The 11,070-nt window shown below is 69.0% G+C and carries 12 protein-coding genes and 1 tRNA gene; 5 read left to right on the top strand and 8 right to left on the bottom strand.

Translation table 11 applies throughout. The features are described from left to right. Nucleotides 1-137 precede the first annotated feature (137 nt). The gene (locus ACIQRW_RS17850; RefSeq protein WP_403760883.1) at nucleotides 138-677 is read right to left on the bottom strand and encodes a type II toxin-antitoxin system PemK/MazF family toxin; all 540 of its coding nucleotides are present in this window, start codon (nucleotides 675-677) and stop codon (nucleotides 138-140) included. A gap of 257 nt (nucleotides 678-934) precedes the next feature. On the opposite strand from ACIQRW_RS17850, the gene ACIQRW_RS17845 reads away from it, so the two are divergent. Further along, entirely contained in the window at nucleotides 935-1,687 is a 753-nt protein-coding gene (locus ACIQRW_RS17845; protein WP_403760881.1) for an MBL fold metallo-hydrolase, read from the top strand. A gap of 87 nt (nucleotides 1,688-1,774) precedes the next feature. On the opposite strand, the gene ACIQRW_RS17840 is transcribed toward ACIQRW_RS17845, so the two are convergent. Continuing rightward, nucleotides 1,775-3,040: a PTS transporter subunit EIIC gene (locus ACIQRW_RS17840; RefSeq protein ID WP_403760878.1), complete on the bottom strand. Its 1,266-nt coding sequence runs from the start codon at nucleotides 3,038-3,040 to the stop codon at nucleotides 1,775-1,777. 278 nt (nucleotides 3,041-3,318) lie between these two features. Continuing rightward, entirely contained in the window at nucleotides 3,319-4,578 is a 1,260-nt protein-coding gene (locus tag ACIQRW_RS17835; RefSeq protein ID WP_403760875.1) for a PTS transporter subunit EIIC, read from the bottom strand. Nucleotides 4,579-4,798: 220 nt separating this feature from the next. On the opposite strand from ACIQRW_RS17835, the gene ACIQRW_RS17830 reads away from it, so the two are divergent. From ACIQRW_RS17830 to rdgB, 4 genes are all read left to right on the top strand, one after another. Next, nucleotides 4,799-5,032: a glucose PTS transporter subunit EIIB gene (locus tag ACIQRW_RS17830; protein ID WP_007450642.1), complete on the top strand. Its 234-nt coding sequence runs from the start codon at nucleotides 4,799-4,801 to the stop codon at nucleotides 5,030-5,032. A 171-nt stretch (nucleotides 5,033-5,203) separates the two neighbouring features. Next, entirely contained in the window at nucleotides 5,204-5,941 is a 738-nt protein-coding gene (gene rph / locus ACIQRW_RS17825) for a ribonuclease PH (protein WP_403760872.1), read from the top strand. A 123-nt stretch (nucleotides 5,942-6,064) separates the two neighbouring features. Then, nucleotides 6,065-6,454 (top strand): hypothetical protein, encoded by a 390-nt coding sequence (locus ACIQRW_RS17820; RefSeq protein WP_403760870.1) that lies wholly within the window; start codon nucleotides 6,065-6,067, stop codon nucleotides 6,452-6,454. A gap of 82 nt (nucleotides 6,455-6,536) precedes the next feature. Next, nucleotides 6,537-7,139 carry an RdgB/HAM1 family non-canonical purine NTP pyrophosphatase gene (rdgB, locus tag ACIQRW_RS17815; protein WP_403760867.1) on the top strand — a complete coding sequence of 201 codons (603 nt, stop codon included), beginning with the start codon at nucleotides 6,537-6,539 and terminating at the stop codon, nucleotides 7,137-7,139. A 57-nt stretch (nucleotides 7,140-7,196) separates the two neighbouring features. On the opposite strand, the gene ACIQRW_RS17810 is transcribed toward rdgB, so the two are convergent. The 5 genes from ACIQRW_RS17810 to bcp all read right to left on the bottom strand — a co-directional run bounded on the left by ACIQRW_RS17810 (nucleotide 7,197) and on the right by bcp (nucleotide 11,069). Next, nucleotides 7,197-7,272 (bottom strand) — tRNA-Leu (locus tag ACIQRW_RS17810). Between the two features lie 12 nt (nucleotides 7,273-7,284). Further along, nucleotides 7,285-8,118, bottom strand: coding sequence for an HNH endonuclease signature motif containing protein (locus ACIQRW_RS17805; RefSeq protein ID WP_403760864.1), 834 nt, complete (start codon nucleotides 8,116-8,118; stop codon nucleotides 7,285-7,287). Further along, complete coding sequence (locus ACIQRW_RS17800) at nucleotides 8,115-8,750, bottom strand: HNH endonuclease (protein WP_403760861.1); 636 nt, start codon at nucleotides 8,748-8,750, stop codon at nucleotides 8,115-8,117. The genes ACIQRW_RS17805 and ACIQRW_RS17800 overlap by 4 nt, the downstream gene beginning before the upstream one ends. A 158-nt stretch (nucleotides 8,751-8,908) precedes the next feature. Then, a complete protein-coding gene (gene proP / locus ACIQRW_RS17795) occupies nucleotides 8,909-10,405 on the bottom strand; it encodes a glycine betaine/L-proline transporter ProP (RefSeq protein ID WP_403760858.1) in 1,497 nt (498 codons plus the stop codon). Nucleotides 10,406-10,601: 196 nt separating this feature from the next. Then, nucleotides 10,602-11,069, bottom strand: a complete 468-nt coding sequence (gene bcp, locus ACIQRW_RS17790; protein ID WP_097932360.1) for a thioredoxin-dependent thiol peroxidase — start codon at nucleotides 11,067-11,069, stop codon at nucleotides 10,602-10,604. Nucleotide 11,070 lies beyond the last annotated feature (1 nt).

Raw genomic sequence — 11,070 nt, 5'->3', positions numbered from 1 at the left:
GCCGGCGGGGTGCGCCCCCCCCCCGGGGGGGCCGGCCCCCACCCACCCCCCCCGCCGGCCGTTTTATAAAAACAACCCCCCCCGGGGGGGGGGGGGGGCCGGGGCCCGGGGGCGCCCCCCCCAAAGGGCCCCGCCCCTCACCCCGCCCCCAGCCCGCGCACCCGCTCCCACAGCCCCGGATCCACCACCCCCACCCGCCGCCGGAACCCGGCGATCCGGACCTCCCGCAGCTCGTCCGTCTCCAGGAAGCTCTGCCGCCCCTGCCGGTCCCCGACCGTCCCCGAGGGCAGCGCGATCACCCCGGGCCGCTCCTCGTGATGCTGGCTGGTGATCTTCGCGACCAGCGCCGTGCGCCCCCGGCCCCGCCCCCGTACCGAGATCACCAGACACGGCCGGTCCTTCGACCCGGGCCCGTCCTCGTACGGCACATCGGCCCACCACACCTCACCGGCCCGAGGCGTACGCCCGTCCCCACGCCCTTCCGGGCCCGACGGCCGCGACGGCCGCGACGGCCGCGACGGCCGCGACGGCCGCGACGGCGGCCGGGTCGACCCCACCGGCTGCCGGGGCCGGCGCGAGCGGGGACCGCGGTCCGAGCGCCCCCGGCCGTCCACCACCGCGGCCACGAGCGCCAGCAGAACCACGGCGACCAGCGCCACCCACCAGAACGTGTTCATCCCCCGACCGTACCGGCGGCCGGGACGGGCACGGCGGGGCAGCCGGTGGGCGCGCTTCCATCGAACCGGTGACAGAGCAGGTGAGTTCCCCCACAACGGCGGGCAGCGGAGGAGCGACGCGGAGTTTCGCGCCTTACGCTCGACAAACCGCAGAACCCATTCCGCAGGCACCGTACGAAGCTCCGCAGGCACCGTACGAAACCCCGGCGGAATCGCACGAACCCTCCCCGTTCCCGCGTACCGGAGGTTCACGCTCCATGAAGCTCACCGTCGTCGGCTGCTCCGGCTCGTTCCCCTCCACGGGTTCGGCATGCTCGAGCTACCTCGTAGAGGCCGACGGCTTCCGGCTGCTCCTCGACATGGGCAACGGCGCCCTCGGCGAGCTGCAGCGCCACGTCGGTCTCTACGACCTCGACGCGATCTTCCTCAGCCATCTGCACGCTGACCACTGCATCGACATGTGCGCGTACTTCGTCGTGCGCTACTACCGCCACGACGGCGCCCGCCCCGTCCCTCTCCCGGTCTACGGGCCCGAGGGCACCGAGCAGCGTCTGACCGCCGCCCACGGGGACACCCCGTCCGACCGGGCGATGAGCGAGGTCTTCGACTTCCACACCCTCAAGTCCCAGTCCTTCGAGATCGGCCCCTTCGCGGTCCGTACGGAGAAGCTCTGCCACCCCGTCGACACCTTCGGCATCCGGATCGAGCACGGCGGCTCCGTCCTCGCCTACTCCGGCGACACGGGGACCTGCGACGCCCTGGAGGACCTGGCCCGGGACGCGGACCTGTTCCTCTGCGAGGCGTCGTTCGTCGACGGCAAGGAGGACATCCCGGACCTGCACCTCAACGGCCGCGAGGCGGGCGAGGCGGCGGCCCGCGCCGGAGCGCGCCGGCTCGTCCTCACCCACATCCCGCCGTGGACCGACGCCGACCGCAACGCCGCCGACGCCCGTGCGGCCTACCCGGGCCCGGTGGAACTGGCGGCCCCGGGCGCGGTGTACGAGATCTGAGCGCGCGACAGGCAGGTACGCCGAAGCCCCCGCTCCCGAAAGACGTCTTCGGGAAGCGGGGGCTTTGTCGTACGGACGTGGCGGAGGCTACTTCGCCTCGGCCTTCTGCAGCTCGGCGAGCTCCTCGTCCGACTCCCGGCCCGGGGTCGGCAGGTTGAACTTGACGATCGCGAAGCGGAAGACCACGTAGTAGACCACCGCGAAGCAGAGGCCGACCAGGACCAGCAGCCAGGGCTTCGACGCGATGCCGAGGTTCAGCAGGAAGTCGACCAGACCGGCCGAGAAGCCGAAGCCGTCCTTCATGCCGAGGGCCCAGGTCAGGGCCATCGACACACCGGTCAGCACCGCGTGGATCGCGTACAGCACCGGGGCGATGAACATGAACGTGAACTCGATCGGCTCGGTCACACCGGTGACGAACGAGGTCAGCGCGAGGGAGAACATCATGCCGCCGACGACCTTGCGGCGCTCGGGGCGGGCGCAGTGGACGATCGCGAGGCAGGCCGCCGGGAGGGCGAACATCATGATCGGGAAGAAGCCGGTCATGAACTGTCCGGCGTTCGGGTCACCGGCCAGGAAGCGGGCGATGTCACCGTGGGCCCCGTTGTACTCGCCCGCCTGGAACCAGGGGAAGGAGTTCAGCAGGTGGTGCATGCCGACCGGGATGAGCGCACGGTTGGCGACACCGAAGATGCCCGCGCCGACCGCGCCGGAGCCGACGAGCCACTCGCCGAAGTTGTGCAGACCGGCGCCGAGGACCGGCCAGATCAGACCGAAGACGATACCGATGAGGAGACCCGCGAAGGCGGAGAGGATCGGGACCAGGCGGCGGCCGCTGAAGAAGCCGGCCCAGTCGGGCAGCTTGGTCCGGTAGAACTTCTGGTACAGCAGGGCCACGACTATGCCCATCACGACACCGCCGAGGACACCGGCGTTGACGGGGGCGTCGTTCATCACGATCTTGCCGTCGACGACGCTCGCGACCTGGGGCAGGTTGCTGTCCGTGAAGGTGGCGAGCACCTTCTGGAAGACGAGGTAACCGGTGACGGCGGCCAGGGCGGTCGAGCCGTCCGACTTCTTCGCGAAGCCGATGGCGATGCCGACGGCGAACAGCAGCGGCATGTTGTCGAGGATGGCGCCACCGCCCGCGGCCATGTAGCCGGCGAGCTTGGTGATGAAGGTCGGGAACGAGTCGCGGCCCAGCATGTCGGCGTTGCCGAGGCGGACCAGGAGCGCGGCAGCTGGCAGCACGGCGACCGGCAGCATGAGGCTGCGGCCGATGCGCTGCATGACGGCCATCACGCCGGCGCCCTTCTTCTTCTCGGCCGCGGGAGCGGTCTCAGCCGTGGTCATCAACTTCCTCCATGGGACACGGTGCCGCCCAGGTCGTTGATGTGGGGAGGCGGCGACTCGACAGACGCCGGCAGAGAGCCGTGGTCTGGACCACTCAGTGGTGTAGACCAGTTTTAGCACGGTGAGGGTTAGATAAGGAACCTGCAATTACCTGCTTATTCGCAGTAGCAGATCCGGCACGTTAGGTGACATGCCGAAGGCCCCCGGACCGGGTGGTCCGAGGGCCTTGTACGTGCCGTCCGCGCCGGGCCGAAGGCCCGCAGTCCTGCGGCTCGGCGCTACTTGGTGAGATCCGTCTCGATCTCCTTCTCGACCTCCTCCGGTTCGCGCCCCGGTGTCTTGAGGTCGAACTTGGTGATCGCGAAACGGAAGACCACGTAGTAGATCACCGCGAAGCACACGCCGATCGGGATGATCAGCCAGGGTTTCGTATCCAGATGCCAGTTGACGACGTAGTCGATCAACCCGGCCGAGAAGCTGAACCCCGCGTGCACCCCCAGCAGCCAGGTGATGCCCATCGACGCCCCGGTGAGCACCGCGTGCACGCCGTACAGCAGCGGCGCGACGAACATGAACGAGAACTCGATCGGCTCCGTCACACCCGTGACGAACGAGGTGAGGGCCACCGAGACCATCAGACCCGCCACCTCCTTGCGGCGCTCGGGCCGCGCGCAGTGGGTGATGGCCAGGGCGGCGGCCGGCAGGCCGAACATCATGATCGGGAAGAAGCCCGAGGTGAACTGGCCGGCCGACGGGTCCCCGGCGAAGAACCGGGAGATGTCGCCCTGCACGGTCTGGCCGTCACCCCCGGTGAACTCGCCCGCCTGGAACCAGAAGAACGTGTTCAGGAACTGGTGCATGCCGATCGGGATCAGCAACCTGTTCGCGAAGCCGAAGATCGCCGCGCCCCAGGAGCCGAGGTCGATCAGCTGCTTGGAGAACCAGGTCAGCCCGTCGCCCACCGGCTGCCACAGCAGGCCGAACAGCACGCCGAGGATCACGCAGAGGAACGCCATCAGGATCGGCACCAGGCGTCGCCCGTTGAAGAACCCGAGCCAGTCGACCAGCTTGGTGCGGTGGTAGCGCTGCCAGACGACCGCGGTCAGCAGCCCGATCAGGATGCCGCCGAGCACGCCGGGGTTCTGCGGCTCGCCATCGGGCAGGGCCTCCGTCACGGTGCCGTCCATGGGGAAGGCGGTCAGCACCCCCCGGTAGACCAGGAAGCCGACGACGGCCGCCAGCGCGGTGGAGCCGTCCGCCTTCTTCGCGAAGCCGATGGCGACGCCGATGCAGAACAGCAGGGGGAGGCCGAGTTCGCCGTCGAGGATCGCGCCGCCGCCATTGAGCAGGACCTTGGAGGTCTTGTCCCAGAAGGCGCCGTCCAGGTACGAGCTGAAGAGGTTGCCGAGACTGACGAGCAGGCCGGCGGCGGGGAGGACGGCCACCGGGAGCTGAAGGCTCCGCCCGACCTTCTGCAGGCCCTGGACCGGTCCGTTCCACCATTTTTGCTGCGGTACCGCAGCGGCGCTCGAACTCATGGGCGTCCTCCCGGAACACTTCACGTTTGGCGGTCGTTGCAAACTGGTGTAGACCAGTTGCGTCACGGTCCGGGGTCCGTCCCGAAGGCAGGGCGCCGGTGATCGTCATCTTTCGGGATCGTCCGGTTACCCGCCCGTGAAGTTGGGCCAACCGTGCGTTACCGTGACGAAACGGACCCGCAGCGGGCGGCTGTCTGCGCGTGAAACCAGGGAGAAGGACATGGCCACCAAGGCTGAGAAGATCGTCGCCGGGCTCGGCGGTATCGAAAACATCGACGAGATCGAAGGCTGCATCACCCGCCTCCGCACCGAGGTCCACGACCCCAGCAAGGTCGACGAAGCCGCCCTCAAGGCCGCCGGCGCCCACGGCGTCGTCAAGATGGGCACCGCGATCCAGGTCGTCATCGGCACCGACGCGGACCCCATCGCCGCCGACATCGAAGACATGATGTGACCGGCTGACCCCACGCCGGAAACCGCAGGCCCCGTCCCCCACCGGAGGACGGGGCCGCGCCATACCCCGCCGCTCCAGCCCACGCGGCCCAAGGCGGCCGCCCCCGCACCCGAACGGAGCCGCCCCCGCACCCGAACGGAGCCACCCCCGCCACCGGATAAAGTCGGGCCCATGTCTCGCATCGACGGCCGCACCCCCGAACAGCTCCGCCCCGTCACCATCGAACGCGGCTGGAGCAAGCACGCCGAGGGCTCAGTCCTCATCTCCTTCGGCGACACCAAAGTCTTCTGCACCGCCTCCGTCACCGAAGGCGTCCCGCGCTGGCGCAAGGGCAGCGGCGAAGGCTGGGTCACCGCCGAGTACTCCATGCTGCCCCGCTCCACCAACACCCGCGGCGACCGCGAAGCCGTACGCGGCAAGATCGGCGGCCGCACCCACGAGATCAGCCGCCTGATCGGCCGCTCCCTGCGCGCCGTCATCGACTACAAGGCCCTCGGCGAGAACACCATCGTCCTGGACTGCGACGTCCTCCAGGCCGACGGCGGCACCCGCACGGCCGCCATCACCGGCGCCTACGTCGCCCTCGCCGACGCCGTCGCCTGGGCCCAGGCCAAGAAGATCGTCAAGGTCGGCCGCAAGCCGCTCACCGACACCGTCGCCGCCATCAGCGTCGGCATCGTCGACGGCACCCCGCTCCTCGACCTCTGCTACGAGGAGGACGTCCGCGCCGAGACCGACATGAACGTCGTCTGCACCGGGGACGGCCGCTTCGTCGAGGTCCAGGGCACCGCCGAGGGCGCACCCTTCGACCGCAAGGAACTCGGCGCGCTCCTCGACCTCGCCACCGCCGGGTGCGTCGACCTCGCCGCACTCCAGCGCGACGCACTCGCCCGCGCCCAGGACGCGTAGCGACCCACCCTCCGCGGGTAAAGAAGCAACCAAATACGCACCACAGAGCGTCGTTACGGATACGGGCGCACGGGTCGAACCGTGCGTCCGTCCACGTAACGATCCCCGGGGAGGGACCGAACCATGGCTTCGCGCCGCCACCAACGCCTCGCACTCGCCACCGCCGCCACCCTGCTGACGCTGACCACGGCCGCGGGCTGCGCCGGCCTCGACAAGGCGCTCGACTGCGTCCGTACCGCCGACGCCATCGCCACCAGCGTCGGCAACCTCCAGAAGGCCGTCTCCAACGCCTCCGAGGACATCACCCAGGCCTCCGAGTCCCTGGACGAGATCGACCGCGAGCTGAAGAAGCTCGACGACTCCACGGACAACGCCGACCTCTCCAAGGCCGTCGACGACCTCCAGGCGGGCGTCACAGGCGTCCGCAAGTCCATCGAGAGCGGCGACGCCACCCCCGACATCACCCCGGTGACGGACGCGGCGACGGAGATCGGCAAGGTCTGCAGCCCGTAGGACGGCGTCCCGCCGCCGATCACGGGCTGCCCGGGCCGAGGGCACCCGGCCCGCCCAGGCCGCCCGGGGCGATAATCGCTCCATGAAGCGCCTGATCCTCGCCACCCGCAACGCCGGGAAAATCACCGAACTCCACGCCATCCTCGCCGACGCGGGACTCGACCTCGACCTCGTCGGCGCGGACGCGTACCCCGACATCCCCGACGTCAAGGAAACCGGCGTCACCTTCGCCGAGAACGCGCTCCTCAAGGCCCACGCCCTGGCGAGCGCCACCGGCCTCCCGGCCGTCGCCGACGACTCGGGCCTCTGCGTGGACGTCCTCGGCGGCGCCCCCGGCATCTTCTCGGCCCGCTGGTCCGGCACCCACGGCGACGACGCGGCCAACCTGAACCTGCTCCTGGCCCAGCTCGGCGACATCGCCGACGAACACCGCGGCGCCTACTTCGCCTGCGCCGCCGCCCTGGCCCTCCCCGACGGCACGGAACGCGTGGTCGAGGGCCGCCTGAACGGCACCCTGCGCCACACCCCGTCCGGCACAGGCGGCTTCGGCTACGACCCGATCCTCCAGCCGGAGGGCGAGACCCGCACCTGCGCGGAGCTGACCCCGACGGAGAAGAACGCGATCAGCCACCGGGGGAAGGCGTTCCGGGCGTTGGTGCCGGTGGTGCGGGAGTTGGCGGGGTGACGAACAGTACGAGCGGCTGCTTCCTTCGAAACGAAGGTCGCAGCCGCCCTGCACCTGTGGGCCCGGTGGGACTCGAACCCACGACACACCGGACCTAAACCGGCGCCCTCTTGGCCAGCTGGGGTACGGACCCGCGCGGCCCACTCTACTGTGCGACCTGGCGCGGCTTCGAGAAGGTTTGCGTCTGGCTGTGACACGAGGGGCACAGGTAACGGAGGTTCTCGCGGCGGTTGTCGAGCCGGTCGCCGTCGATGTGGTCGATCTCCAGGACGAGCCGCCTGCCACGCCAAGTGTCACCGGTTCCGCACTTCGCGCAGACGTGCGGAACTCCGAGGTCGTCCAGGGCTCGTCTTAGCTGAGCCGTTTTCGTCCGGGACGCTCCGGTGTCCAGGCGCCGAAGTATCTCCGTCGCGGGCTTACGGTTCGGAGAGCGCGTCCCGCGACCGTGACCCTGTCCGGTGAAGTGAGCCATGGACAACCCGTACGTTTCGATGTCCCGCTTCACGCGAGCGCGAGCAGTGCCGTTGTTGCCCAGTCCCAAGGTCCTCAGAACGCCGGCCAGACTGCGGGACGCGGCGACCGCTTCGACCAGTGCGGTACGGGGTGTGGAGGGCGTTCCGTACCGGCGGCCGCTGGTGAAGTGTGAGGTGTCGATGCCGAGCCGATCCAACCTCTTGCGCAGGTAGCCGTACGGGCTGTCGCTCGGCGGCAGGCCCATGTACGTGAACATCTCTCTGATGCTGTGCGAGCGGGCGGCGGCTTCGGCGAGGAGTTCGCGTGGATACTGGCAGCGTTCTCGTGGCGGGAGACTCTCCTCGACAAAGTGAGTCGTGTCGATGCCGTAGTGCGCTAGCCGGTCGCGTACGTAGCGGAGCGATCGGCTGCCCAGGGGTGCCCCGAGGTGGCGCAGGACGTCAACGAGGCTGCTCGATGTTGCTGCGCTGCGCTCCAGCAGGTCATAGGGGTACTTGGTGCTCACGCCGCCCTCCTGCGCCTGCGGCCACGATAAGTGTCCGTCGCCGCGTGACAGTTGGGGCAGAGGAGGCGAAGGTTCTCCAGTCGGTTGTCCCACCAGTCGCCGTTGACGTGGTCCACTTCGAGCCGAAGCGGTTGCCCCAGCCACTTCCCGACGTTGCCGCATTCGGAGCACGCGTGCTCAACCCCCGTGCGGACGAGATCTCGACGCAGTCGCTCACCGGGGATTCTGCCGTCCGACGGGGCGCGGAGCGTCAAGGAAGTCGTTTGCGAGGTCTTCGTTCTGCGGCTGCCGGGACCCACCGGAGTGAAGTGCGAGGTATCGATCCGCAGGGCGGCGATGCGGCGGCCGATGTGCGCCTGGTTGCCGCCGACCGGGCTGATGCCCAACCGGCGCACGACCTCGGCCACGCTCGTGGAGAGGGCAGCCAGTTCGCGGAGCGTCTCCTCCGTGTGGCGAACCCATGTGGTGGCGAAGTGCGAGATGTCTATGCCCGCATCCGACATCTTCTTGCGTAGATAGCGCCGACTGCCGGGCGTGGGTGTACCACCGCACCACCGCACGGCGTCCGACGCGTTTTTCGTCATACGCGCCGCTTCTTCCAGAAGCTCACGCGTGTAGCGAACCGACCCCATGTCCCCTCGTCTCCGGCCGCGCGTTCGCGGCCCCGTACGGAGTAACGAACCGTTTATCGGACAGTCACGCCCGAAATCCGGTGAGTAAGCGGAACGGCCCGTACCGCTCGACGGGAGCGGTACGGGCCGTTCCTCCGAGGAGGGCGGAAGGGAGCGGGTCAGAACTTCGGGTCCGGTGACTGCGCCTGCACCAGGTCCGCCGCCTCCTCGTCCGTCTCGACCGACGGCGGGGAGCCGATCAGCGGCTGCTGGGCCGTCTCCTTCATGCAGGCGACCGCGATCAGGCCGACCAGGGCCGCCGCCATCGCGTAGTACGCGGGCATCAGGTTGGAACCGGTCCAGCTGATCAGGGCCGTGATCACCAGCGGGGTCGTGCCGCCGAAGATCGACGCGGAGAGGTTGTAGCCGACGGACAGGGACCCGTAGCGGACGTTCGTCGGGAACAGGGCCGGGAGCGCCGCCGACATCGTGCCGAGCATGCAGACCAGGGAGAGGCCCAGCATCAGCATGCCGATGGTGATCGGGAGGATGCCGTCCACCCGGATGAGGAGGAACGCGGGGAGGGAGAGGAACAGGAAGCCCAGCATCCCGGACATCAGCAGCGGTTTGCGGCCGAAGCGGTCGGACAGTTTGCCGACCTGGCTGATGATCGTCATCAGGAACACCATCACCGCCAGCAGGATCAGCAGACCGTGGGTCTCGCTGTAGCCGAGCTCGTCGGAGAGGTACGTCGGCATGTACGACAGCAGCATGTAGTCGGTGATGTTGTACGCGCCGACCAGGCAGATGCAGAGGATCAGCGTCGGCCAGTACTGCCGGAAGATCTTCGCGAGGTCGCCCTTGGCCGTGGACTCGACGCCGTCCGCCGCCTCGCTCGCGTGGGCCGTGCCGCCCTCCAGCTTCTGGAAGGCCGGGGTCTCGTCCAGGCGCAGTCGCAGGTAGAGGCCGACCAGGCCCAGCGGGCCCGCGACGAGGAACGGGATCCTCCACCCCCAGGCCTCCATCTGCGCGTCGTTCAGGAGGGCGTACAGGGCCGTCACGAGGCCGGCGGCGCCGACGTAGCCGGCCAGGGTGCCGAACTCCAGGAAGCTGCCGAAGAAGCCGCGTCGTTTGTCGGGGGCGTACTCGGCGATGAACGTCGAGGCGCCGCCGTACTCGCCGCCCGTCGAGAAGCCCTGGAGCATCCGGAAGAAGATCAGCAGGACCGCGGCCCAGACGCCGATCGTGTCGTGCGAGGGGATCAGGCCGATCGCGAACGTGCCGACGGCCATCAGGATCATCGTCAGCGCGAGGACCTTCTTGCGGCCGACCTTGTCGCCCATCGGGCCGAAGAACATGCCGCCGAGCGGCCGTACGAGGAAGGCCACCGCGAAGGTCGCGAAGGAGGAGAGGAGCTGCGTGGTCTCGTTCCCGGACGGGAAGAAGACCTGCCCGATCGTCACGGCCAGGTAGGAGTAGATCCCGAAGTCGAACCACTCCATGGCGTTACCCAGGGAGGCGGCTTTCACGGCCCGCTTGACCGCCGCGTCGTCCGTGACCGTGATGTCCGTCCGGCGCAGCCGCGGATTCCGCCGCTTCCTGATGGCCCGGAAGAGCGTGGGGTGGCGTTTGACCGCTTCGGGGTCGGCCGCCTGGTGGGGGTCGGAGGCCGCCATGGCCGGGTCCTTTCCTCGGAGTGTGTTCCAGGAAAAGCTTCTGCGCAGTCATGGCGGTCGCAAACCGACTTCGTGGGCCGATGCGATCTCCCTCACACGATCTGAACACGTTATCCGGTCGGCCGCCGGTCGGAATCGCCGTAATTGCCGGAATCGTGTGAGGGGTGGCCCGGGGCCGGGGCCCGGGCGGCGGGCGTCAGATGCCCAGGTCCCTGATGATCTTCGCGACGTGTCCGGTCGCCTTCACGTTGTAGAACGCGTGCTCGATCTTGCCGTCCTCGTCGACGACGACGGTGGAACGGATCACGCCCGTCACCACTTTGCCGTAAAGCTTCTTCTCGCCGAAGGCTCCGTAGGCCTCCAAAGTTTCCTTGGCCGGGTCGCCCACCAGGGTGACCTTGAGGTTCTCCGTGTCGCGGAACTTCGCGAGCTTCTCCGGCTTGTCGGGGGAGACGCCGATGACGTCGTACCCGGCGCTCGTCAGGAGGTCGAGGTTGTCCGTGAAGTCGCAGGCCTGCTTGGTACATCCGGGGGTAAGAGCGGCCGGGTAGAAGTACACGATGACCTTGCGGCCCTTGTGGTCCGCGAGCGACACGTCGTTGCCGTCGGCGTCGGGAAGGGTGAAGGCGGGAGCGGTGTCGCCGGGCTTCAGTCGCTCGCTCATG

The sequence above is a fragment of the Streptomyces sp. NPDC091287 genome (genome assembly GCF_044768525.1).
Classification (GTDB): Bacteria; Actinomycetota; Actinomycetes; order Streptomycetales; family Streptomycetaceae; genus Streptomyces.
The sequence above is the reverse complement of the archived record's forward strand: the minus strand, read 5'-3'. Positions and strand labels throughout refer to the sequence as shown.